This window comes from Orbaceae bacterium lpD01 (assembly GCA_036251705.1).
Lineage (GTDB): Bacteria > Pseudomonadota > Gammaproteobacteria > Enterobacterales > Orbaceae > Utexia > Utexia brackfieldae.
In genome coordinates, this window is record CP133959.1 from 321,151 (window position 1) to 344,988 (window position 23,838).

A 23,838-nucleotide genomic window follows, 5' to 3' on the forward strand; every position below is an offset into this window, starting at 1 on the left:
CGCTTTGTCTAAAAAGTGATACGGATATGGAATGAATTACATCATGCCGCCCATACCACCCATGCCGCCCATACCGGCACCTAAATCTGCCTTTTCTTCTTTTGGTAGTTCGGTAATCATACATTCAGTTGTGATCATTAAGCCAGCCACTGATGATGCGAACTGTAATGCGCTTCGCGTAACTTTAGTTGGATCTAAGATACCCATCGCGATCATATCGCCATACTCTTCAGTTGAGGCATTGTAACCATAGTTACCTTGACCTAATTTAACTGAGTTAGCTACAACAGAGGCCTCTTCACCACAGTTGCTCACGATTTGACGTAATGGTGCTTCCATCGCGCGAAGCGCCACTTTGATACCGACGTTTTGATCTTCGTTATCACCTTTTAATTGACTAATGACGCTAGCAACACGAACGAGTGCCACACCACCACCGGCAACCACGCCTTCTTCAACTGCTGCACGCGTTGCATGTAATGCATCATCGACACGCGCTTTTTTCTCTTTCATTTCAACTTCAGTAGCCGCACCAACTTTTATAACAGCAACACCACCGGCCAGTTTTGCAACACGCTCTTGCAGTTTTTCTTTATCGTAATCAGAAGAAGACTCTTCGATTTGTTTACGAATTTGTAAAACACGTGCTTCGATAAGCGCTTGTTCACCGATACCATCGATGATCGTTGTATTATCTTTATTGATAACGATACGTTTGGCCTGACCTAAGTCTTCAAGGGTTACTTTTTCAAGTTCAAGACCGATCTCTTCAGAGATAACAGTACCAGCAGTTAAGATAGCAATATCTTGTAACATCGCTTTGCGGCGATCACCAAAACCAGGCGCTTTAACAGCAGCCACTTTCACAATACCACGCATGGTATTGACGACTAACGTTGCTAATGCTTCACCTTCAACATCTTCAGCGATGATTAACAGTGATTTTCCTGATTTAGCAACGGCTTCAAGTACAGTTAATAACTCACGAATGTTAGAAATCTTTTTATCAACTAATAAAATAAATGGATTTTCTAATTCGACGGTCGCTGTTTCTGGTTTATTAATAAAGTAAGGTGATAGGTAACCACGGTCAAACTGCATACCCTCAACCACATCTAGCTCATCTTCAAGGCCAGTGCCGTCTTCAACAGTGATAACACCTTCTTTACCCACTTTTTCCATCGCTTCTGCGATCAATTTACCGACAGTTTCATCAGAGTTCGCTGAAATTGTACCTACTTGCGCTATGGCTTTAGAATCTTTACAAGGTACCGATAATTTTTTCAGCTCTTCAACTGCGGCAATAACGGCTTTATCGATACCGCGCTTTAAGTCCATTGGGTTCATGCCGGCAGCAACGGCTTTTAAGCCTTCATTAATAATAGCCTGAGCCAGAACAGTTGCCGTTGTTGTACCATCACCTGCCGCATCGTTTGCTTTAGAGGCGACTTCTTTCACCATCTGAGCACCCATATTTTCGAATTTATCTTCTAATTCGATTTCACGTGCAACAGAAACACCATCTTTAGTGATAGTCGGTGCGCCAAAAGATTTATCTAAAACGACATTACGACCTTTTGGTCCTAAGGTGACTTTTACTGCATCAGCAAGAATATTGACACCACGTAGCATTTTTGTACGCGCGTCATTACCAAATTTAACGTCTTTAGCTGCCATTTGTTACTTCTCCTAAAATTTGTATTCTTTCATTGTTCAGTTAATTAAGCTTGCACGATCGCTAAAATATCATTTTCAGACAGAATTAAAACTTCTTCGTTATCAATTTTTTCTGTTTTAACACCATAACCTTCATTAAAGATAACGATATCACCGACTTTAACGTCAAGTGCTTGAACTTGACCATTTTCTAAAATACGGCCATTACCCACGGCAAGGACTTCACCTCGGGTTGATTTACCTGCAGCGGTGCCGGTTAACACTATCCCGCCAGCTGATTTTGATTCAACTTCTTTACGTTTGATGATCACTCGATCATGCAGTGGACGAATTTTCATTAGCCATACTCCTATACTGAATTTTGTATTAAATGGGTTGTTTAAGATGCGACTAAAAATGACATTTGATGTATCATTTTTAGTTCTATTGCTGCATAACTTTGGGATCTATTTAATGATTTTCAAGTGCAATGTAAAAAAATATTTTTATTTGCTTATTTATTCGTCATTTTTTCGTGAGAAACTTCCCTCAATAATATCGTCATCTGGTTTATTAACTGTTTTACGGTTTGTTGTTGACCAAAATTGGGTTTTTACCTTTATTTTCGGCAAGACAAATCGCGCGACTAATTGCTGCACGGGCGGTAGTAGTAAGCAGGCGCCGATAACATCGGTAATAAAACCGGGAATCAGTAGTAAGAAACCACCCGCCAATAACGTGACACTGCTTTGCACTTCACGATTGGCATTCTCACCTAATTGCATTTTTTGTTGCATGGTGCGAATATTTTTTAGGCCTTGTGATTTCACAATTGAAACACCGACTATCGAGGTGGCAATTAAAGCTAATAGTGCCAGTAATACACCGATATGGTTTGCCGCCATAATAAAGACACTGACTTCAAGGTAGACGTAGAGAAAGAGCAGGAAAAGCGGTAATAATCGCATATTATAGATACCTGTTTGCGGGCTAATGATAATCTATACTCTATTTTGTGATGAATATGTCGCTTTTCAAGTAATCTTACATTTTTATTGATTTTTTTTACCGCCAAAGCATAAAAATGCGCCAATCAAACTTATCTGATACCCATAATGGGTATGCTCGAGTTTGACCTTATTACGCATACTGGATAGCCGGAATCAGGTTTACATCGTTATAATCGATTAATCTATCACCGAATAATCTACTTTTCGAACAAACAAATAAATAATTACCAAATAACTGAAAAAAGGGATTGACGGAAAGGCGATGATCATGTTTAATACGCATCTGTTGTTGCCCGGATAGCTCAGTCGGTAGAGCAGGGGATTGAAAATCCCCGTGTCCGTGGTTCGATTCCGCGTCCGGGCACCAATTCAAAATAAAGAACACCAGCGAAAGCTGGTTTTTTTATGTCTTTTTTCCTTAGTGAGCGTTGTTTAACCGACTTTTTACTAGCAATGCGATTACTACCCTAAAAATATCTTTACTATCACTCATTTGTATTATCTGATTTTATCATGCTTACTGGTTTTTTTTACGCTATTGCCAGCATTTTTATTTTATACGTAAACTGAACGATTTTCATCTCTCTCTAACTAATAACCCGTCAGGATGATACTGATATTACTTGATTTGCAGTATCAAATGAATCATAAATCTTGATAATCTGCTATATTAAAAGGCCAGTGATGCTTCACTTATTTTCGTGGGGTGATAACATCAATGCAAGGTCATAATAGGAGATAAAATGGGCTTTCGTAGTTGGTTTTTTGATAAAACAGGTTTCGATTTAAAGTCATTGAGGTATACCCCTAAATTGGATTTAAGTCGTTTCGAGAGTTTAGGAGATAACTGTGAATTTGGCTGTTTTCTTGTCAAATCAGGTAATCATCATAGCTCATTTTTTAGATTTGTCAGGGTAATGGACTTATCAACAATGAGTCAGTTGATTTTAAATCATTTTCATGACGTATTTTTGTTCGATAATCTCGCTTCTTGGGGTGAAAATATGGTTTTTGATCAACAGTATAAAATAGCCTTTCACTCAGCAATTCATAGTCATAACGAAAATGGTAATATGATTTTTAATGTTCAAGGTGAGCAATTGGTTGAAATTTACCAAAATGAATTAGCCAAAATCACTTATCTTTCTAGCAAGTTTTTATCTGAATTAAAAACACACAATAAAATTTATGTAATAAAGACCAATCAACAGCAGTGTTTGAATCAAATTGATGAAATACATAATACATTAAGATCAATCGGACAATGCAAAATCTTGAATGTCAGAGAAACTGATGACAAAAAAAAGTTATATACCATAGAAAAACAGTCTGATAATTTCTATATTGGCTATCTTGATCAATTTGCGGATTATAATAATGTGCCTGATTTGAACTTTTATGCTTGGTATAAACTGATGGCAAATGCAAATAAAATAATGACAGTGTAATAAATAGTTTTTTCTAAGTCTGTGATACGCTGAATAGTAATAGTTATTGATTAAGTAATGCACGATATTTTCTGTCTTTTATGTTTTTTTTAGCCGCTGTTTATACTGCATACAAATTGATAGCATTTAGGATAATAAACACACAGAGAGACCTTCTCAATCAGGATATATCAAAGGATATATATAGCAAGGGAAAATAGGTCCTCACTATCTTGATATGAGGCCTATATAAAGTAAATGGGAAAATTTTGGAATGTTGCTAATATTGCCACAGTTTTAAAACTAAGTTACACCAACCGTCATGCGAAAACAGTTGTAACCGATCACTATTTTGTGCTGGAAATATTCGGCTGGTAAGCACAAACTCACCCTCATTAACAAAAATTTCAACCGATGACGTATCTAAAAATATTTGTAATGTGATACTCGTTTTTTGATACGGTATTTTACGTTGTTCGCCATACGCTTGGGCAACGGATTGTCCGGTTTGAGAACGATCTAAAATTATCAGCTGTTTTTGCCAATCGACTTGTATTGTAGTCCGTTCTTGTTCACCAACACAAAAATGCAGTCCTGATACGGCCGCATTTTGATTATTCAGTGTTAAGCACATTTCGCCCTTCCGGCAATTAAAGTCAGCTAAATCGACGATACCGTTGATCGCTAAATTAATTGTCTTTAGGGTGTGACGTTTCTTCGCTAATTCATGTACCGGTTTTTGGATAATCAAGCCATCTTGTAGCGATAATTGGCGAATAATTGTTAAACAGTTTGCCCAATTATCTTTATCTGATGGATAGGCGATATCAGGTAGTCCCATCCATCCCACTAAAAGCCGCCGCTGATCTGATGCGCAAGTTGTTTGTGGTGCATAAAAATCGAATCCATTATCGAGTTCCTGCACGGTTTCTACTGTAAATTGTCGTGAGCGAATATCCAGCTCACCAATTAATCCGACTGAGTGGTAACGGTTATGGTATTGGTATCCATTCGGTTTTAAACCTTGTGGTGATAATAGCAGAATATATTTGTTGTCTAATTTGAATAAATCATACAGTTGATCTAATGAAATAGATCGATTACATACTCGTCTTAATTAAATTATCGCTTTATACTCAAAATTTTTGGCACGCTACTGATATTTATCATCGTAATAAAATTAATACTTAAAAAGTATATTGTAATCAGACTAACTTGAATGGCGCTACACCTTATGAGATACTTGGACTTTGTTTTTATCAAAAAGCGCAAACAATCCGGTTAACTCTGACTGCTATGGTGATATAGTGCTAATATGAGGTTCATCTGTGAAAGTTGCTATTTCTTGTAGTAAGTTTGGTGTTAGTGGTGGCATGGAACGTTATGCATATGAATTAATTTATGGTCTATACAATTTGGGTATCTCTCCTACAGTGATTACTCGAAAAGTTGAGAAAAATTTAGCTCATATTGATGCATTTAATATCATTAAAATCAATGTCAGATTCATTCCGGGGAAATTACGCGATCTCTATTTTTCGTGGCGTGTAAATCAATACTGTAAAACTCATCAAATTGATTTATTAATTGGCTGTAGCCGTATACGTTCGCCAGATATTATGATCTGCGGTGGAACACATATCGGTTTTCTTCATGCAATGAATAAAACAGCTAAAATTTCCGATAAACTGCACATTAAATTGGAAAGAGCGCAGTGTAACAATGCCAAATATATCGTCGCTCATTCTCAATTAATGTGTGATGAATTAGTGACATATTATCAAGTTAAATCCGATAAGATTAAGTTGATATATCCACCAGCTGATAATATTAAATTTAAAACGATTAGCCACCAAGAACGTCATAAACTACGCGAAGAGTTTGGTTTTAAAAATGATAAATTTTACTTTTTATTCCCTTCAGGCAGTCATCTAAGAAAAGGCTTACCGTTTTTACAGAAATTCTTTGCTGAAACTGATCTGCCCATTGAATTGGTTATTTTGGGTAAACCGGTGACAGGCCATAATATTAAAACATTACCTTGGACAAATGAGATAGAAAAACTTTACCAAGCGGCAGATGCGACAATACTGGCATCAGAATATGAACCTTTTGGACTTGTCGGCATTGAATCGGTATTATGCGGCACGCCTATTGTATTTGCAGAGAATATTGGTGCGTGTGAGGTTATTAGCGCACCTGCAAAACAGAGTTTTATATTAAACGATGATAAAAGTTTACAAAACGCCATTGAAAATATAATACATTTTGATAGAAAAGCATTTCCTGATTTAAGCCAATCTATCAGTTACGATGTGAGTGTAAAACATCACATTCAACAGATTATGAATTTAGTTAGTTAAGCCAGTTTTATTTATGGAATATTTATGAAGATAATTGTTACAGGTGGTGCTGGATTTATTGGCTCTGCTGTTGTTAGATATATCATCAATCATACCAATGATGAAGTTTTAGTGCTTGATAAATTAACGTATGCAGGAAATCTTGATTCTCTCGAATCGGTATCTGATGACGCGCGTTACCAATTTGCCAAAATAGATATTTGTGATCGTAAAGCTTTAGATTATCTTTTAGCCACTTATCAACCCGATGCGATCATGCATTTAGCTGCAGAAAGTCATGTTGATCGATCTATCGATGGTCCATCAACCTTTATTGAAACCAATATTATGGGTACTTATCAATTACTAGAATCAGCAAAGCAATATTGGATACAGCTATCTGCTGATAAACAAAGTCAATTTAGATTTCACCATATTTCAACGGATGAAGTTTATGGTGATCTGGCTAATACCAGCGATCTGTTTACTGAAAAGACCGCTTATTCCCCGAGTAGTCCTTATTCTGCGACTAAGGCTGCCAGTGACCATTTGGTTCGTGCATGGCATAGAACCTATGGCTTACCAACCATTGTCACAAATTGTTCAAATAATTATGGCCCTTATCATTTTCCTGAGAAGTTAATACCGCTGATTATCCTCAATGCGATAGAGGGAAAACCATTGCCTGTTTATGGTAATGGTCATCAAATCAGAGATTGGCTTTATGTTGAAGATCATGCAAACGCTTTGTACCAGGTTGTGACTGAAGGTAAGATTGGTGAAACCTATAATATCGGTGGTCACAATGAACGCAGAAATATCGACGTAGTCAAGACAATCTGTGATCTCTTAGATGAATTAGTTGCAGATAAACCAAATGGTATTCAATCCTTTGCCGACCTGATTACCTATGTTGAAGATCGTCCCGGACATGATAAACGCTATGCGATAGATGCATCCAAGATGGCTAAGACGCTTGGCTGGAAACCGCAAGAAACATTTGAAAGTGGAATTCGTAAGACAGTAGAATGGTACTTAGCTAATTTACAGTGGTGTAATAATATCAAAGATGGTTCTTATGCCAGAGCACGAATCGGGTTACATCAATAATATTTAAAAGGATTTGCTAATGAAAGGCATTGTACTGGCTGGAGGTTCGGGAACGAGACTTTATCCTATTACTCAGGGTGTCTCAAAGCAGTTGCTCCCTATTTATGATAAACCAATGATCTATTATCCACTGTCAGTATTAATGCTAGCTGGCATCCAAGACATCTTAATTATTACTACGCCTGACGATCATGCGGCTTTTAAACGGCTGCTTGGCGATGGTAGTCAATTTGGTATTAACTTAACATTTACAATTCAAAATCAACCTAATGGTATTGCTGAAGCATTTATTATTGGCGAAGATTTTATTGGTACTGATTCATGTTGCCTTGTTTTGGGCGATAATATTTATTTTGGTCAAAGTTTTGGTCAACAGCTCATCAGGGCAGCTGCACAATCAGATGATTGTGCCACGATATTTTGTTATCAAGTTATCGATCCTGAGCGATTTGGTGTTGTCGAGTTTGATGAAAATTATCGTGCTTTATCGATTGAAGAGAAGCCACAAAAACCAAAATCTAATTGGGCAGTAACAGGGCTCTATTTTTATGATAATCAAGTTATTAGCTTTGCAAAAACACTTAAGCCTTCGGCTCGGGGCGAATTAGAAATCAGTGATTTGAATGATTGTTATCTTCAATCTGGTAAATTGAAAGTAGAGATTTTGGGCCGTGGATTTGCCTGGCTAGATACGGGAACACATGACAGCTTAATAGAAGCATCACAATTTGTTCATACTGTGGAAAATAGGCAAGGCATGAAAGTCGCATGCTTAGAAGAGATTGCCTACAATAAAGGCTGGTTATCTAAAGAACAAGTTTTAGCGCAAGTGAAACTGTTGTCAAAAACAGGTTATGGACAATATTTATCCAGATTGGTTAAGGAATAGGTCATACTAAATGAAAATTATTGATACCGCCATTCATGATGTAAAAATTATTCAGCCAACTGTTTTTGGCGACCATCGAGGATTTTTTTTAGAGACTTTTGAGAAGCAACGCTATCAAAAGTTATTAAATATTGATTGCGATTTTGTACAGGATAACCATTCACGCTCGAGTAAACATGTGTTAAGAGGACTACATTTTCAAACCGAAAATCCTCAAGGTAAACTGGTGAGAGTTGTGCGCGGCGAAGTATTTGATGTTGCTGTTGATATTCGTAAAAACTCGCCAACATTTGGTTTATGGGCAGGGGTAATTTTATCTGAAGAGAACAAAACGCAGATGTGGATACCGCCAGGCTTGGCGCATGGATTTGTCGTATTATCGGATATCGCCGATTTTGAATATAAATGTACCGATTATTATAATCCACAAAAAGAAGCTTGTTTAATCTGGAATGATCCTGATATTGCAATAGATTGGCCAGTCTCGGAGCCTGTTTTATCTGCAAAAGATCAGAATGGTAAATTTTTAAAGGAACTGTTTTAAATGAGAGTTTTGCTCACCGGTGCGAATGGACAGCTTGGTCTTTGTCTACAAGATCAGTTACCTGCATCATGGTCATTAAAAGCGGCAACGCATGCAGAGTTAGATATTACGGATCGATCATTATTGGTTGATTTAATTGATCGTTATCATCCTGATGTGATTATTAATGCTGCAGCCTATACTGCTGTTGATAAAGCTGAGCAAGATCCAGTACGCGCAAATTTAGTCAATCATATTGGACCAAAGTTATTGGCTGAAATTGCTGAGAAAAAAGCGATTCGTTTGATTCATATCTCGACTGATTATGTATTTGATGGCCAAAAGCAAACACCTTATTTAGAAACAGATAAAACAGATCCTATCAATGTTTATGGCCAAACAAAACGACTCGGTGAAAAAACTATCTTAGAAAATAATCCATCAGCAGTGATTTTGAGAACGTCATGGGTATTTAGTGAATATGGTAATAATTTTGTTAAAACCATGCTTAGATTAGCTCGAGATCGGCATGAATTATCTATTGTGGCTGATCAATTTGGTAATCCAACCTATGCGGGTGATTTAGCAAAAGCAATTATAACGGTTATAACAGAAAATAATTTCGCTGGTGGCGTATATCATTATAGTGGTGATCGTACGGTAAGCTGGTATGAATTTGCTCATGAAATATTTGATCAGGCTGCAAAATTAGATAAGTTATTACATCCGATTATTGTCCATCCACTGACGACTGCACAATATCCAACATTAGCGAAGAGACCGAAATATTCAGCACTAGATTGTAACAAAATAACAAGCAATGGGATTAAGTGTAGTAATTGGTTTGTAGCACTACAGCAAGTTATTCGTCAATTAGATTAGACTAAGGTGAGATTAATTTTTCTCAATCTCACCTTAGTCACGCCAATTAGTCCTTTAGCGGTATTATTTTTAGTAACGATCACTACTTATTAATAATCGTTTCCAGCATACCATCTGCGGTGTATTTATTTAATTTTTCTATTGGAATGGCTGCAAATTTAGCGGTTAAGAACGCGGCTATTTCATCATAGTTATTCTCTAAAATAAAAATTTGATGAGGATTATAAAATTGATAGTTCTTGATCGCTTTATTTGTCGTTATCAGTTTTTTATTCAGAACGATGGCTTCAATTGTTCGTAGTGAGACACCGCTTTGTCCTTGATGATTTATTTCTAAAATAATATCTGCTGCCATCGATTTTTTAATATTTTCTTGATAACTCAGCGGTGTTTGTTGGTAATGTTTGTGTTCACTAGAATAAGCATTTTGCTGGTCATCATAATGAACTAAGTAAAAATCAGTTTGGCAGCCATTATTATGTAATATAGGGGCTAGATGGTTTATAATTTTCTCTCTATCTGTCCAATATTCGCCGACGAAAAAACAGGTTAAAGAGGATGAGTTCTTCTGTTCAGATTTTTCTCGAATCTCATGGGTACCACTATCAGTAAAAGGTAGAAATTGTTCTAAATAGTTAAAATTATATTTTTTGCAATCCTCTGAATCAAAACTAAATACAGTATCAAAATAAGGGATAATTTCATCAACATAGGATCGATTCTTATTGAGCCAATGTTTTTTATTTTTCATACTGTCTTCTAAAACATCAATCGTATCTCTAATCACTAATATTTTTCTACAATTTAGGTCTTTGATTAAATCAATAAAACCACAAATACTAAATCCATTACAAATGAGAATATCATCCGGATTAATTTTTCTTAATTTAAAAAATTGATGAATACGAATAAACCATTTATTACTGATCTTATTCTGTTTAAGCTTTAAATTGTAACGTCTAAAATGTTTCATTACTTTATCTAAAACCGTAATATCGTACTTTTTTTCCAATTGTAATAGCTTAAACATCAATTTTTCGTATTCAGCATTCCACTCGGCAAAATAAATTTTCATAACCTATCCAATAACATTAAATTAGCTAGAATTATACACAATATAATACTATATTGTTTAGGGTGGATTCATTTCTCGAAGTATTATAGTATAAAATCCACTCATTCCCTCGTTTAGTTTAATCATCTTAATCGTTTTCTTACTTGAAGATTTGATAGAGAAAGGCTACAAAGTAAACATCTTTATTGTATTGGTTAATATGTTGATATTATAAGGATTTTTTGATTATCAAACGTGTTATACTTACGTGTTAAATTTATGGGTTATAAAATAATGGGTGATTTTTAGGCATGGAATTATGTAATGTTTTTTGAGAGGCAGCTGGTCATAAAAGAGACTTACCATATCGGCAATAAAGGGACAAATGGCGCTTTTAATGTTGCTTATGGTGTGGACAAAAATTTTCTGTTGGGCTCAATGATCTCTATGGCATCATTATTGATGAATAATTCGAGCACTCATTTCTCTTTTCATCTTTTTACTGATTATTTTAATGAGGATTATCAAGCTAAGTTAAAACAATTATCAGCCCAATATCATTGTGATATTTCGGTATATTTAGTTGATTGTGACGAGCTAAAAAAATTACCGAGTACCAAAAATTGGTCATATGCAATGTATTTTCGCTTTCTTGCGCTTGATTTTATTCATATCGATGAAGATCGTGTGCTTTATTTAGATGCAGATGTTGTTTGTAAAAACAGTGTGCAAAAGCTTGTTGATCTCGTTTTGGATAACTATACAGCGGCAGTTGTAAAAGATGGCGATTCGAATTTTTGGTTTGAGCGATCCAAAACTTTTGAAGTTCCCGAAATATCCAATGGATATTTCAATTCTGGTGTGATGTTAGTCAATTTAAAAAATTGGCTAAAAAGTCATATTACAGAACGCGCGATGAAAATGCTGTCAAATCCAGAAACTCAAGCAAAGCTTGTTTTTCCAGATCAAGATGTGTTAAATATTTTATTATGTAAAGATATTCTCTTTTTAGATAATCACTACAATACACAAACCAGTATTAATTTTGAATTACAATGCAAAAATAATCAAAAATATCCTCATCCGATTATCGATGAAACCGTTTTTATTCATTATATTGGACCCACAAAACCCTGGCACATATGGGCAAAATACCCTGTCTCAGATTATTTTTATTTGGCGAAAAAGCATTCACCATGGCAAGATAGTCCACTCATCGGGGCTCTTTCAACAAGTTCTTTACGTTATCAGGCAAAACACCAGATTCATCAAGGAAAATATCTGCATGGAATATGGCGCTATTTAAAATATTTTTGTGCTAAGCTAAGGTAAAAATTATTGTAGTTATTCTTTCTTTGCGATTAAGAGCAGAGTGCGTTAAATATTAAGAGAATATATTATGGATAAAATATTTGTAACTAAGAGTTTTTTACCTCCTCAAAATGAATATTTAAAGTATATTGACAAAATTTGGCAAAATGGGCAATTAACCAATCAAGGTATTCTTTTGCAGGAGTTAGAACAAAAGTTAAAAATTTTCTTACAAGTAGAAAATTTGCATTATGTAACTAATGGTACTATTGCAATACAGTTAGCTTTTAAAGCCCTCGGTATTGAAAGTGGTGAAATTATAACAACACCATTTTCTTATGTAGCAACAACATCCTCTATATTATGGGAACGTTGTACGCCTATTTTTGTTGATATTGAACCGAATAATTATTGTATTGATCCTGAGAAAATTGAAAAATTAATCACTAAAGATACCAAAGCAATACTGGCTGTTCATGTTTTTGGTTATTCATGTAATATCAAGCGAATAGAACAAATAGCCCAAAAATATAATTTAAAAGTGATTTATGATGCAGCACATGCATTTGGTTCGATATATTGCGATAAATCTTTATTAGATTATGGTGATATTTCTACGGTTTCGTTTCATGCAACAAAGCTTTTTCATACTGTTGAAGGGGGCGCTTGTATCGTAAATGATAAAGGTGTCAGTGATAATCTCGATTTGATTAAAAGATTTGGGCATAAATTTGACGACCATTTTCTGTTAGGAATCAATGGTAAGCAATCTGAATTTCATGCTGCGATGGGACTTGCTAATTTTAATTATATTGAAGAAATTATTGATAAAAGAAGAACACTTTCTCAACTTTATGATCGATTACTCGGCACGAGTATTGGTCGACCCAAAGAGCAAGACAATCTCAAGTATAATTATGCCTATTATCCAGTATTATTTAATTCGGAAGAACAACTGTTAGACGTTATGGATAAATTATCAGAAAACAGTATTTATATTCGAAGATATTTCTATCCTAGTTTAAATAAATTGCCTTATGTTGATAAACAGTCTTGCCCTATATCTGAAGATATATCCTCACGTATAGCTTGCTTACCTTTGTATTTTGAATTAGAGGAAGCCGATGTTCAAAGAGTTTGTGATATAATTCTCAAAGCGCTAATATCATAATATTTCTCCATCATGTTATCGAAATTATAATAGTGAAGCAAATGTCAAAAATAAAATTATCAATTTTATGTATTACTTATAACCATGAAAAATTTATACGAGATACATTAGATGGATTTATTGCTCAGAAAACAGATTTTGAATATGAAGTATTAATTCATGACGATGCATCAACAGATAATACAGCAAATATTATCCGAGAATACCAAGAAAAATATCCAAATTTAATTAAACCCATATTCCAAACTGAAAATCAATTCTCAAAAGGTGAATCAATAAGTAAAAAATTTAACTTTCCTCGGATCGCCGGGGAGTATGTGGCTATGTGTGAAGGTGATGACTATTGGATAGATACACTCAAACTTCAGAAACAAGTAAATTTTCTTGATGCTAATCAGGATGTTTATCTCTGTTTTCATCCAGTTAAAGAAATATATGAAGATCATTCAGTGGAACCTAACGTTTTTCCATCGGATTATAAAGTGCTTAACCGTCAAACTCTAGGATTAGCTGAATTATTAAAATATAATTTTATTTCAACAAGTTCTGTGATGTATCGTTGGATTTTGAAAGATAACGAATCATTATTTCCAAGTGGTATTATACCTGGTGACTGGTTTTTACATTTACTTCATGCCCAAAAAGGAAGAATCCATTGCCATTTAGATATAATGTCAGTCTATCGAAGACATCAAGGCGGTATCTGGTGGGAAAGGGATAAATCGAACAAATTTTATATTGATCACGGTATTAGATTAATTGCTTTTTATCAAGCTGTTGAAAAACAGTTTAATTGTGATAAGCAAAAAGAAATTATACTTTTTACTTATGAAACGCTTATCGCTTTTTTACAGCATTGTCGCTTTGAAAAAATCGAAGAGTTCAGTCAACGTTATCCTATTTTATATGAAAGATTTATCGCTAGTGGGTATGATAAATCTAAAATAAAAGCGCTCCAATATAAGAAAAAATATAATAAGTATAAAAAATTAGTTATATTATCTTGTGTTATTTATATATTCACATTTATTTTGTTGTTTTTAAGATAGTAGTTAATCAAACATTCATAAAAGGTATTCTGATGACTCTGGCGGTTATGCAACCCTATCTTTTCCCTTATTTGGGTTATTATCAACTTGCATATTGTAGTGATATGTTTTTATTTTATGATGATGTTAATTATATTAAAAATGGCTATATAAATAGAAATTACATTTTAACAAAAAATGGAATACAACGTTTTTCTTTACCTATAAATAGTGCGTCCAGTTTTTCTAAAATAAATAGCTTAATCTTTAATGATAATGATAAAAAAATTTTAATTGCAATCAAGCAATCTTATTCAAAGTCTCCCTATTTTTCAGATGTGTACCCCATGATTGAAGATGTATTTAAGTCAGACAACAGAAATGTTGCTCACTTAGCATCTCAGTCAATTATAAAAGTTTTTGAATATTTGAATATTGAATTTAAATATGATTATACTTCTAATCTTAATTATAATAGATCGTTATCAGCAAAAGAAAAATTATATCATTTTTGTAAAATATACAATTCAAAAATTTATGTTAATACTATTGGTGGTGAACATTTATATGATAAAAATGAATTCCATGAATATGGCATTTCACTGAAATTTATTATGCCTCCATCAATTGAATATCAGCAATTTAATAGTGATTTATTTATCCCTAATTTATCAATGATTGATTTATTGATGAATCTATCCTGTAAAGAAATAATCAAGCTATTAGGAAAGTATAATGTCAAATAAAAAAATTTTAATGATCGGCGCATCAGGTAGTCTTGGTGAAGGTATTTGTAATGAAATTTATTCTCAATATGAAATAACGGGAACTTATTTAAATAGTCAAAAAAGCTTGAAAAATATAAGTTTTTTAAAATTAGATATAACAAATCAAGCTGATTTCAGCTCACTAGAAGTTGACTTTGATTGTGTCATATTAATCGCTGGTGCTATGCCAGCAACTATGAAAGGTTATGATCCTAAAAAATATATAGATGTAAATGTTAATGGTACTTTGAATGTCTTGGAATATTGTCGCAAGAATAAAATAAAAAAATTAATTTATATTATGACTTTTTCTGATAGATACGACCATTTTTATAGTGGTGTTCCAATAAAAGCGAACGGTCCTGCATCTCTTAATTATACTGGTGATCACTCAATTTATTCTATTTCTAAGGTTGCAGCTTGTGAGTTACTTGAGCATTATCATCAAGAATATAATTTACAAACTATAATTTTTAGAATACCAACAGTCTATTGTTATGATGATAAATTTGACTACTATGTTAATGGGGAAATAAAAACAAAAGCATATATTAGAATGATAAAAAATGTGATGACAAAAAATGAAATTGAGGTATGGGGCGATATAAATAATGCGAAAGATATGCCTTATATAAAAGATTTTGCCCGTTTGATTTCTCTTGCAATTGAGCACGATTCAGCTCAGGGCATTTTTAATGCTGGCACCGGTAATCCGATAAGTTTAGATAATTTGGTCGATACAATAATTGAAGTCTTTTCGACAAAAAATAATTGTAGAAAAATATTTTTAGAAGAAAAACCTTCTCAACCCAATTTTACTTTTGATATGACTGAAACAAAAAAAGTGTTTGGTTATGAACCAAAATATAATTTAAGAAATATGCTGATTGATATTAAAAAGAATTTAAAATTTATTAAATAATATATAGATGATTAGTTATATCATTTATACCCTCAATAAATCACGTCGATAGAAGAATATTTAATTTAACTAAATTGCATATAAAAATAAAAATATTGACGATTTTGTTGGAGAGTATTTTGCTTATTGTTATGTTAAAAAATATACTATTAATGATATTACTATCAAAGTACACTTTGACACATTATTGATTTCCCCAAAAATATTGACTGATTTACCTTCAAGATTAATTCTATCTCATCGCTGACTGGCAGAATAGTGTATATCCTGCCTTGGCAAAAGATAGATTTAATCCCTTCTAACGATATTACTCTGCCACCACCGTAAAACGTTGACGAATATGCTGGGCATTTTCGGCTTCATCGATCATCGCAATCGCATAATCAGCATAGCTAATTTGGCTTTCACCTTTGTGATTGGTTAATAGCTCGTCATGGCCTATCATATAATGACCCGTTCGTTGACCATCTGCGACAAAGTTAGCGGCCGGGCTTAGATATGTCCAGTTGACATCATTACGTTTTTTTAATGCATCAAACGCCTTGCCCATACTCGATGCTAATGGTTTAAATGCATCAGGAAAATCGGGTGAATCGGCCAGACGCAGTGTATGTGCCTGATTTACATATAAACTGCCCGCTCCTCCGACGACGAGTAATCGATTGGGTTGCTCGCTTAAGAGATCAGCTAAATATTTTAAGCTGGTTTGATGTAAGGGGAGTGAATCAGGCGACCAGGTACCAAAGGCATCAATAATCACATCCTGATTTTTTAAATCATCATAAGTTAAATCAAATAGATCTTTGATGAGTGAATGTGCTTTTTTATCTATCGGCTGGGTCGCTTTACGCATCACAGCAGTGACTTCGTGTCCTCTGGCAAGTGCCTCTTTCATGATTAATTGGCCAGCTTTACCACTCGCACCAATAACGGCAATTTTCATTTGATATCTCCTCGCTATGCTCAGTTGATTTGTTTTTATCTTGGTCTATACTCAGCTTAGTACCTGCAGTTTCTATTGTAAAGTAGGTACCTAATAGTGGTATAGTTTCTATTAGGAAACTAATGGTAAATTAAAAGAGGATATCGATGTCTATATTGAATGAAAATCTTCCTGCTTGTCCGGTTGAAATGACGTTAATGCTGATGGGTGATAAATGGAAAGTGTTAATTATACGAGAGCTGCTTACCGGCACTAAGCGTTTTGGTGAACTTAAAAAATCACTCAATGGGATTTCCCAGAAGGTGTTGACACAGCATTTGCGGATGATGGAAGAGAATGGTTTGCTCAATCGTCAGGTTTATGCGCAAGTACCACCAAAGGTGGAGTATTCATTAACTGACGTTGGCCACAGCTTAAAACAGGTTCATGATGCGATGTGGCAATGGGGAGAAGCGTACAAGAAGCAGGTTGAAATCTGATCATCAATAAGTATTTTTAGTTTCCTCTTCGCTTGTTTTAAAAATAGTACCTAACATCGATAATTGATTGGTTCCTACTTACAATCGATATCAATGCTATTTATCATCTATCAAGATCATCTTGTAAAAATATAGCATAGACGTATATTGAATTGCCACAAGCGTGATATTTTCCGGTGTTAATTTACTTATTTTGGGTTGTTTTTTTTACATGCTTGCAAGATAATAATTTGGACTTTAATTGGATTTTTTTAAGTCTATAGCGGTTTTGATTGTTTTATCTGTCGTACTTTGACGAGCACAAGATAAGTCATTTATAACCGATATGACCAATTTAAAGTAAATATAATTTTAATGATAAGGAAAATAAAATGAAATTAACTTCTTTAGCAACCGTGGTAGCACTAGCCGCAGTTTCAGCTTCAGCATTTGCTGCTGATACTGGTTTTTATGTCGGCGGTAAACTGGGGGCAAGTTTGATGGAATCAAGAGCGGCACATGTTGATTCTTCATTTGCAGTAGGTGAGCCTGAAAATCTTTCCATAAAAAATAAAACCAAAACAACGTTCAATGTTGGTGCCAGTGTTGGTTATGATTTTAACGTTTTATATCAAGTACCGGTAAGAAGTGAGTTGGATTATACCTACCGCTCTGATGCCAAAATTAAAACCGCATTTTTAGACTCTGAAGATGGGGCTTATGATAGCCATTTTAAAATTAAAAACTCAACTTTAATGGTGAATAACTATTACGATTTCTATAATAGTTCTGATTTTACCCCTTATGTCGGTATTGGCTTGGGTATGAGTTTTAATAAGTATAAATTTAATGAAGCGGACGATTCATTCTCTAAAAATAAATTTGCCTGGGCTGGTATGGCGGGTGTGAGTTACAAAATTGACGATAACCTAACTGCGAATGTTGAATATCGTTATTTGGATAGTGGTAAAATTAAATATACCGAGAGTGATGGTAAAAATTATACAGATAATTTCTCGGCTAAATTACGTAGTCATGATTTAAGTGTGGGTCTTCGTTACACATTCTAATACTGCGTGATATCACGTTGAGTGCAATTTAATTTGTATCTCTCAATGCTGAGCATGTCATTAATGAAAGTAAATATTAGAGAATTGTTGAAAATTTTCTGAAGATAAGACCAATAACAAACCAGCGCAAGCTGGTTTTTTTATGGTTAAATATCACTATCCAACCGTTTTTACTATTCAACTCAGCTGTCTCCATATTGGATGCTATCGATACGGATTTTTTACGCGATGATTTTTCATTAAATTTAATTTCGATGTTATTTTCATCGATTGAATGGATATCTGCTGTGATTTTCAGCAAAAAATAGGTATTCATACCAATAGTGCGCTTTTAATTGACAACCTAATGACCATTTATTACATTACAGGCGGGTTTTTTAAGGCACTTTACTGGATTTGCTTGGCATTATTGGCGCTTTGACGTTGGCTAAAAATGTCAGCGACGATTTTTATGACTTGCTCAGCCAACTCATTGCGTTATCAGTCAAATAACATACATCATTATCATCATCTAACCACCCATCGAATAACCCGCGTGCCACGACAACAGCCATAGGTATAAAAAAATATATGACACAAATTATCGACATTGATATCTACAACACTTTAGTCTGTACCTGTTTGGTGCTCTTATTTGGACGCGTGCTGGTTAATCGTATTAGTCTGTTTCAACAATTTACTTTACCTGCACCGGTGGTCGGCGGCATTTTAGTTGCGGTTATCTTGCTCTTTGTGAAGCTCTATCTGAATATACAGATTAATTTTAATGGCGATATGACTTCACCGCTTATGCTGATGTTCTTTGCGAGTATCGGTCTGAATGCCAATGTTCGGCAATTAATGCTTGGTGGCCGCATGATAGTGCTATTTTTAATCGTGGTCATCGGCTTACTGTTTCTACAAAATATTTTAGGCATTGGACTGGCGACCCTGCTTGGCGAAGATCCGCTGCTTGGGTTACTCGTTGGTTCAATTACGTTATCTGGTGGGCATGGCACTGGCGCTGCCTGGGGCGAAATCTTTGCTAATCAATATCATTATGCGTCAGCACTTGAGGTTGCGATGGCTTGTGCAACACTGAGCTTAATTTTAGGCGGCTTAATTGGTGGACCGATTGCGCGTTTTTTAGTGGAGCGCCGTCAGCCATCAACCGAATCTGATCCATTAGCCAGCGCTGATAATTTAACCGCCTTTGAAGAGCCGAAAGTGAGACGAGCTATCAGTGCTTATGCGGTAATCGAAACCATCGCTATGCTCTCTATCTGCTTGAGCTTAGGTAATTATATCGCTGGATTCTTGAAAGGATCGATATTTGAGTTACCCTCCTTTGTGTGTGTCCTGTTTGTTGGCGTGGTACTCAATAACGTGATCGCCTTTATTCCCGGTTATAATCTCTTTGAGCGGGCGGTATCGGTGGTGGGTAATGTCTGCTTATCGCTATTTTTAACCATCGCTTTAATGAGTTTAAAATTATGGGAGCTGACCAACTTAGCTTTACCGATGGTAGTGATTTTAACTGTGCAAACAGTCGTGATGGCGCTTTATGCGATTTTTGTCACTTATCGTGTGATGGGCCGTGATTACAATGCCGCGGTATTAGTCGCTGGCCATTGTGGTTTTGGACTGGGTGCAACGCCGACGGCTATTGCGAATATGCAGGCGGTGACCGACCGTTATGGACCGGCGCCGGTTGCCTTTATTGTTGTGCCAATGGTTGGAGCCTTCTTTATTGATCTGGTCAATGCCGTTGTGATTAAAGGTTTTTTATGGCTGCCGATTTTTAACTAACTCATTATTTAGCTACAAAAAACGCGTTTTTAAGCAATTTTTGTTATTTGAGATAACGATGGATGATTTTAATCGTGGTGACTGGGTGTTGCCTATTGATTGTGATTTTGCCAGCAGACTATGCTGTTTTTCGAGAATAGTCTTTATGACTTGAATGAGTATCAGTGAACAACGGTTTGATATTACTTTAGTATCATTGTTGTGCTAATTGGATACTTTAGTTGGCTTAATATTATCATGATGCAGTCAATTAATTCGCTTATGATGATACTAAATTACTTTTTTCCTTGAAATAACGGCTTTTAAACAAAAAAACTGTACTTTAGTGATGGTGTGGCGCTATCTTCTGCATGCGTCCCACTAAAAGTAAGATATGCTAGATTAAATAGAGCTTACTGTTATTTCGCACATTTAGCTAGGCCGTTTTTAGTAGACCATCTGGTTATCAGCAATAAATTGATCTATGATTAAAGATTAAATAAATAGCCTAAAGTACTTGATCCTTTTTCTCTGGAAATAAAACTAAGCGGCGCTTAGATCGTGATCGATTGATATGTTGACTTATTTCTCTGGCAAAATCGTTATGTATGGGTACGTTTATTTGATAACCAGTGTGATAAGGGTATACTAAATACAGCTTGGTAGCGCTTTACGCCATGAATTTCCTTCTCTATCATCCAGTATTCATTGATTTAATCATAAAAAGGCTTTGTTATGTCCGTTGATACAACCAATACACATGAACCTTTCGGTACGCTACTCGGTTATGCGCCTGGTGGTGTGGCCATTTATTCCTCTGACTATGCATCGGCATGTGCAGACGATTATCCGGATGATGCTTCATTTCGTAGTTATGTGGGTCATGAGTATATGGGGTATAAGTGGCAATGCGTTGAATTTGCCAGACGTTTCTTGTATCTCAACTATGGTATGGTTTTTACCGATGTCGGTATGGCTCACGAAATTTTTTCACTACGTTTTTTACGTCAAATTGCGAATGAAGTATTATTACCGCTACAAGCCTATAATAATGGTAGTAAAAAAATGCCTTCTGCTGGCGCGTTACTTATTTGGCAGGACGGGGGTTTCTTTAAACGAACGGGCCATGTAGCCATTATCACCGAAGTTTTAGATGACCGGGTACGTATTGCTGAGCAAAATGTCATTCATCGCCGTTTGCCGGTGGGTCAACAATGGAGCCGTGAGTTGCCGATGCGGGTTGCCGATGATGGCTATTATCTACAAGATACTTTTGATGATACGACTATTTTGGGGTGGATGATTCAGACCGAAGACACGACTTACAGCTTACCTCAGCCGGTAACACCGCCTGAATATATGACGATTGAGAGCCGATGCGTCCCCGATCATGGTCAGCTTGCCGATACTTGGCTTAATGAACAAAATCCGATTGAGCTGGCTTATATTAATGCGAACGGACATGCACTTAATCATGATGATCCCTATCGTTATTTCACGATCGCTGACAGTGCTGAACAAGAACTTATACGGGCCACCAATGAGTTGCATTTAATGTATTTACATGCGACGAATAAGGTCTTACAGGATGATAATCTCTTACGGAAATTCAATATTCCAGAGATTCTTTGGCCGCGGATGAGATTATCTTGGCGTTCTCGTCGTTATCAAACGATTACTGGCCGCTTAGATTTTTGTATGGACGAGCGAGGTTTAAAAGCGTATGAATATAATGCCGATTCCGCCTCATGTCACACCGAAACCGGCATCATTATCGAAAAGTGGGCGCAGCAAGTCGGGATAATCGAAGGGGTAAATGCAGGTAAAATGCTGCTTAATGCACTGATTGATACCTGGAAACATAGCGATGCGAAGCCTTTTGTGCATATCATGCAAGATAATGATGCGGAAGAGAATTACCATGCACTGTTTATGCAGAAAGCATTGAATCAAGCTGGTTTTGAGACGAAAATTTTACATGGACTCGATGATCTATACTGGGATAAACAGGGCCAGTTAGTTGATGCTGATCACCGTTTAGTCAATTGTGTCTGGAAAACCTGGGCGTGGGAGACAGTACTAGAACAGCTGCGTGAAGAGAGTGAAGCACGTATTTCAGCGCCGCCAATTCGAACTGGGCATCCTGAAAATAAAGTGCGTTTAATCGATGTTTTACTGCGCCCAGAAATTAATGTGTTTGAACCGTTATGGACAGTGATTCCAAGCAATAAGGCGATTTTACCCGTATTATGGTCACTATTTCCGAATCATCGCTATTTATTAGAGGCTAGTTTCGAGCTCAATCCTGAGTTAGTCAGTCATGGCTATGCGGTTAAACCGATTGCCGGTCGCCGTGGCCTCAATATTGAACTGGTCAGTAATAACGAGCAAGTACTGGACAAAACGGTTGGCCAATTTGATCGACAGGAAAATATTTATCAGCAGTTATGGTGTTTACCGAAGGTTGCCGATCGTTATGTACAGCTATGTACGTTTACGGTGGGGGGGCATTATGGCGGGACTTGCTTACGCTCAGACCGAAATTTAGTGATTAAGGGCGAAAGCGATATGCAGCCGCTCTTTGTACTAGATGATCAAGCCTTTATTCAGCAGTAAATGGATGGCCCTGCGGTAACGATTACCGCAGGGAGAAATTGAGGCGGTATTAAAATCGTGTCTATTTTGAGATTTAATCGGCGCTAGGATACTGTTCGATTAGCTGTGTGATAAAGTCTGGTACGACCTGGGTCGCCGGGCCATAGATTTTGGTTTCAAACAGATTTTGCCCTAAGCTGGGGGCTAAATTCAATTCAATGGTTTGACTGTCATGTTCTCGGGCAGTTTGTACAAAGCCGGCTGCCGGATAAACATGGCCGGAAGTCCCTATCGAAATAAAGTAATCGGTTTTTGCCAAAGCCTGATAGATCCGCGCCATTTCTAACGGTATTTCACCAAACCAGACAATATGTGGGCGCAGATTTGGGGTTAGGATCGGATCAATATCTTCATAGCAGGCGATCACTTCATCAGTTTGTTCATCACGCGCCTTGAGTAATTCACCATGCATATGAATAATATTTTGTGAACCCGCTCTTTCATGTAAGTTATCCACATTTTGTGTGACGAGTAAGACATTATCTGAGCCAAAATAGCGTTCTAATCGGGCTAATGCTTGATGAGCAAGATTGGGCTTGATTTGATCGGTTTGTAATTGGCGTCTTAAGCGATTGTAGAATTGTTGCACGAATACCGGGTTTCGCTGATAGCCCTCATAGGTTGCTACATCATTAACATCCTGACCTTCCCACAGCCCATCTTCAGCACGAAAAGTGGCCAAACCTGATTCCGCAGAAATACCAGCACCGGTGAGGATAACGATTTTGGGTAAAAGCATATCAGACTCCTGAATGGGGCTGTTTAGGGTTCTATTTAGGGTTGATGGAGATCATAAATTAAGCGAGTCTGAGTATCCATTTAAGCTAAATACGGATTGCTATCCACTCAGCAC

Annotated in this window: 22 protein-coding genes and 1 tRNA gene; 16 read left to right on the plus strand and 7 right to left on the minus strand. The window is 36.0% G+C overall.

The features are described 5' to 3' along the window. Positions 1-36: 36 nt before the first annotated feature. The 3 genes from groL to RHO15_01410 all read right to left on the minus strand — a co-directional run bounded on the left by groL (position 37) and on the right by RHO15_01410 (position 2,624). Positions 37-1,677: a chaperonin GroEL gene (gene groL, locus RHO15_01400; GenBank protein ID WVD64194.1), complete on the minus strand. Its 1,641-nt coding sequence runs from the start codon at positions 1,675-1,677 to the stop codon at positions 37-39. Between the two features lie 44 nt (positions 1,678-1,721). Then, on the minus strand, positions 1,722-2,015 hold the full coding sequence (locus RHO15_01405; GenBank protein WVD64195.1) for a co-chaperone GroES: 294 nt from the start codon (positions 2,013-2,015) through the stop codon (positions 1,722-1,724). 159 nt (positions 2,016-2,174) lie between these two features. Beyond that, positions 2,175-2,624, minus strand: a complete 450-nt coding sequence (locus tag RHO15_01410; GenBank protein WVD64196.1) for an FxsA family protein — start codon at positions 2,622-2,624, stop codon at positions 2,175-2,177. A 333-nt stretch (positions 2,625-2,957) separates the two neighbouring features. Between RHO15_01410 and RHO15_01415 the strand changes: the two genes are divergently transcribed. Together RHO15_01415 and RHO15_01420 are read left to right on the plus strand one after the other, a co-directional pair. Beyond that, a tRNA-Phe gene (locus RHO15_01415) sits at positions 2,958-3,033 on the plus strand. Between the two features lie 376 nt (positions 3,034-3,409). Then, positions 3,410-4,114 carry a hypothetical protein gene (locus RHO15_01420; protein ID WVD64197.1) on the plus strand — a complete coding sequence of 235 codons (705 nt, stop codon included), beginning with the start codon at positions 3,410-3,412 and terminating at the stop codon, positions 4,112-4,114. A 259-nt stretch (positions 4,115-4,373) separates the two neighbouring features. On the opposite strand, the gene RHO15_01425 is transcribed toward RHO15_01420, so the two are convergent. Continuing rightward, entirely contained in the window at positions 4,374-5,186 is an 813-nt protein-coding gene (locus RHO15_01425; GenBank protein ID WVD64955.1) for a GH32 C-terminal domain-containing protein, read from the minus strand. Between the two features lie 235 nt (positions 5,187-5,421). Here RHO15_01425 and RHO15_01430 point away from each other — a divergent pair, with 235 nt between their 5' ends. From RHO15_01430 to rfbD, 5 genes are read left to right on the plus strand one after another with little or no spacing between them, the layout of a single operon-like run. Next, positions 5,422-6,456: a glycosyltransferase family 4 protein gene (locus RHO15_01430; protein WVD64198.1), complete on the plus strand. Its 1,035-nt coding sequence runs from the start codon at positions 5,422-5,424 to the stop codon at positions 6,454-6,456. A gap of 24 nt (positions 6,457-6,480) precedes the next feature. Next, a complete protein-coding gene (rfbB, locus tag RHO15_01435; protein WVD64199.1) occupies positions 6,481-7,545 on the plus strand; it encodes a dTDP-glucose 4,6-dehydratase in 1,065 nt (354 codons plus the stop codon). Between the two features lie 19 nt (positions 7,546-7,564). After that, positions 7,565-8,434 (plus strand): glucose-1-phosphate thymidylyltransferase RfbA, encoded by an 870-nt coding sequence (gene rfbA, locus RHO15_01440; protein ID WVD64200.1) that lies wholly within the window; start codon positions 7,565-7,567, stop codon positions 8,432-8,434. A gap of 10 nt (positions 8,435-8,444) precedes the next feature. Next, positions 8,445-8,978, plus strand: coding sequence for a dTDP-4-dehydrorhamnose 3,5-epimerase (rfbC, locus tag RHO15_01445; protein ID WVD64201.1), 534 nt, complete (start codon positions 8,445-8,447; stop codon positions 8,976-8,978). Continuing rightward, entirely contained in the window at positions 8,979-9,839 is an 861-nt protein-coding gene (rfbD, locus tag RHO15_01450; protein WVD64202.1) for a dTDP-4-dehydrorhamnose reductase, read from the plus strand. Between the two features lie 82 nt (positions 9,840-9,921). On the opposite strand, the gene RHO15_01455 is transcribed toward rfbD, so the two are convergent. Then, the gene (locus RHO15_01455) at positions 9,922-10,914 is read right to left on the minus strand and encodes a hypothetical protein (GenBank protein ID WVD64203.1); all 993 of its coding nucleotides are present in this window, start codon (positions 10,912-10,914) and stop codon (positions 9,922-9,924) included. A 303-nt stretch (positions 10,915-11,217) separates the two neighbouring features. Here RHO15_01455 and RHO15_01460 point away from each other — a divergent pair, with 303 nt between their 5' ends. The 5 genes from RHO15_01460 (at position 11,218) to RHO15_01480 (ending at position 16,092) form a co-directional block, all read left to right on the plus strand. After that, a complete protein-coding gene (locus RHO15_01460) occupies positions 11,218-12,225 on the plus strand; it encodes a glycosyltransferase (protein WVD64204.1) in 1,008 nt (335 codons plus the stop codon). A gap of 67 nt (positions 12,226-12,292) precedes the next feature. Next, complete coding sequence (locus RHO15_01465) at positions 12,293-13,375, plus strand: DegT/DnrJ/EryC1/StrS family aminotransferase (GenBank protein ID WVD64205.1); 1,083 nt, start codon at positions 12,293-12,295, stop codon at positions 13,373-13,375. Between the two features lie 41 nt (positions 13,376-13,416). After that, on the plus strand, positions 13,417-14,424 hold the full coding sequence (locus RHO15_01470) for a glycosyltransferase (GenBank protein WVD64206.1): 1,008 nt from the start codon (positions 13,417-13,419) through the stop codon (positions 14,422-14,424). Positions 14,425-14,456: 32 nt separating this feature from the next. Further along, complete coding sequence (locus tag RHO15_01475; GenBank protein WVD64207.1) at positions 14,457-15,149, plus strand: WbqC family protein; 693 nt, start codon at positions 14,457-14,459, stop codon at positions 15,147-15,149. After that, positions 15,139-16,092 (plus strand): NAD(P)-dependent oxidoreductase, encoded by a 954-nt coding sequence (locus RHO15_01480; protein ID WVD64208.1) that lies wholly within the window; start codon positions 15,139-15,141, stop codon positions 16,090-16,092. The genes RHO15_01475 and RHO15_01480 overlap by 11 nt, the downstream gene beginning before the upstream one ends. A 307-nt stretch (positions 16,093-16,399) precedes the next feature. Here RHO15_01480 and RHO15_01485 read toward each other — a convergent pair whose 3' ends face one another. Further along, positions 16,400-17,035: an NAD(P)-dependent oxidoreductase gene (locus RHO15_01485; protein ID WVD64209.1), complete on the minus strand. Its 636-nt coding sequence runs from the start codon at positions 17,033-17,035 to the stop codon at positions 16,400-16,402. Positions 17,036-17,181: 146 nt separating this feature from the next. Between RHO15_01485 and RHO15_01490 the strand changes: the two genes are divergently transcribed. From RHO15_01490 to gss, 4 genes are all read left to right on the plus strand, one after another. Beyond that, entirely contained in the window at positions 17,182-17,514 is a 333-nt protein-coding gene (locus RHO15_01490) for a helix-turn-helix domain-containing protein (GenBank protein WVD64210.1), read from the plus strand. A 371-nt stretch (positions 17,515-17,885) separates the two neighbouring features. After that, positions 17,886-18,563 carry a porin family protein gene (locus RHO15_01495; protein WVD64211.1) on the plus strand — a complete coding sequence of 226 codons (678 nt, stop codon included), beginning with the start codon at positions 17,886-17,888 and terminating at the stop codon, positions 18,561-18,563. A gap of 570 nt (positions 18,564-19,133) precedes the next feature. Then, positions 19,134-20,351, plus strand: coding sequence for a sodium/glutamate symporter (gene gltS / locus RHO15_01500; protein WVD64212.1), 1,218 nt, complete (start codon positions 19,134-19,136; stop codon positions 20,349-20,351). A gap of 714 nt (positions 20,352-21,065) precedes the next feature. Continuing rightward, positions 21,066-22,946 (plus strand): bifunctional glutathionylspermidine amidase/synthase, encoded by a 1,881-nt coding sequence (gss, locus tag RHO15_01505; GenBank protein ID WVD64213.1) that lies wholly within the window; start codon positions 21,066-21,068, stop codon positions 22,944-22,946. 73 nt (positions 22,947-23,019) lie between these two features. Here the strand turns inward: gss and cobB are convergent, their stop codons facing one another. Then, positions 23,020-23,724 (minus strand): NAD-dependent protein deacylase, encoded by a 705-nt coding sequence (gene cobB, locus RHO15_01510; GenBank protein ID WVD64214.1) that lies wholly within the window; start codon positions 23,722-23,724, stop codon positions 23,020-23,022. Between the last annotated feature and the right edge of the window lie 114 nt (positions 23,725-23,838).

Excerpts from the sequence above, each read along its gene's own strand:
- groL (WVD64194.1), bottom strand. The coding sequence starts at position 1,677 with ATGGCAGCTAAAGACGTTAAATTTGGTAATGACGCGCGTACAAAAATG.
- gss (WVD64213.1), top strand. The coding sequence starts at position 21,066 with ATGTCCGTTGATACAACCAATACACATGAACCTTTCGGTACGCTACTC.
- rfbD (WVD64202.1), top strand. The coding sequence starts at position 8,979 with ATGAGAGTTTTGCTCACCGGTGCGAATGGACAGCTTGGTCTTTGTCTA.
- RHO15_01410 (WVD64196.1), bottom strand. The coding sequence starts at position 2,624 with ATGCGATTATTACCGCTTTTCCTGCTCTTTCTCTACGTCTACCTTGAA.
- RHO15_01470 (WVD64206.1), top strand. The coding sequence starts at position 13,417 with ATGTCAAAAATAAAATTATCAATTTTATGTATTACTTATAACCATGAA.
- RHO15_01455 (WVD64203.1), bottom strand. The coding sequence starts at position 10,914 with ATGAAAATTTATTTTGCCGAGTGGAATGCTGAATACGAAAAATTGATG.
- RHO15_01405 (WVD64195.1), bottom strand. The coding sequence starts at position 2,015 with ATGAAAATTCGTCCACTGCATGATCGAGTGATCATCAAACGTAAAGAA.
- RHO15_01465 (WVD64205.1), top strand. The coding sequence starts at position 12,293 with ATGGATAAAATATTTGTAACTAAGAGTTTTTTACCTCCTCAAAATGAA.
- RHO15_01480 (WVD64208.1), top strand. The coding sequence starts at position 15,139 with ATGTCAAATAAAAAAATTTTAATGATCGGCGCATCAGGTAGTCTTGGT.
- RHO15_01460 (WVD64204.1), top strand. The coding sequence starts at position 11,218 with ATGTTTTTTGAGAGGCAGCTGGTCATAAAAGAGACTTACCATATCGGC.
- rfbC (WVD64201.1), top strand. The coding sequence starts at position 8,445 with ATGAAAATTATTGATACCGCCATTCATGATGTAAAAATTATTCAGCCA.
- RHO15_01475 (WVD64207.1), top strand. The coding sequence starts at position 14,457 with ATGACTCTGGCGGTTATGCAACCCTATCTTTTCCCTTATTTGGGTTAT.
- cobB (WVD64214.1), bottom strand. The coding sequence starts at position 23,724 with ATGCTTTTACCCAAAATCGTTATCCTCACCGGTGCTGGTATTTCTGCG.
- rfbB (WVD64199.1), top strand. The coding sequence starts at position 6,481 with ATGAAGATAATTGTTACAGGTGGTGCTGGATTTATTGGCTCTGCTGTT.
- rfbA (WVD64200.1), top strand. The coding sequence starts at position 7,565 with ATGAAAGGCATTGTACTGGCTGGAGGTTCGGGAACGAGACTTTATCCT.
- gltS (WVD64212.1), top strand. The coding sequence starts at position 19,134 with ATGACACAAATTATCGACATTGATATCTACAACACTTTAGTCTGTACC.
- RHO15_01495 (WVD64211.1), top strand. The coding sequence starts at position 17,886 with ATGAAATTAACTTCTTTAGCAACCGTGGTAGCACTAGCCGCAGTTTCA.
- RHO15_01485 (WVD64209.1), bottom strand. The coding sequence starts at position 17,035 with ATGAAAATTGCCGTTATTGGTGCGAGTGGTAAAGCTGGCCAATTAATC.
- RHO15_01420 (WVD64197.1), top strand. The coding sequence starts at position 3,410 with ATGGGCTTTCGTAGTTGGTTTTTTGATAAAACAGGTTTCGATTTAAAG.
- RHO15_01490 (WVD64210.1), top strand. The coding sequence starts at position 17,182 with ATGTCTATATTGAATGAAAATCTTCCTGCTTGTCCGGTTGAAATGACG.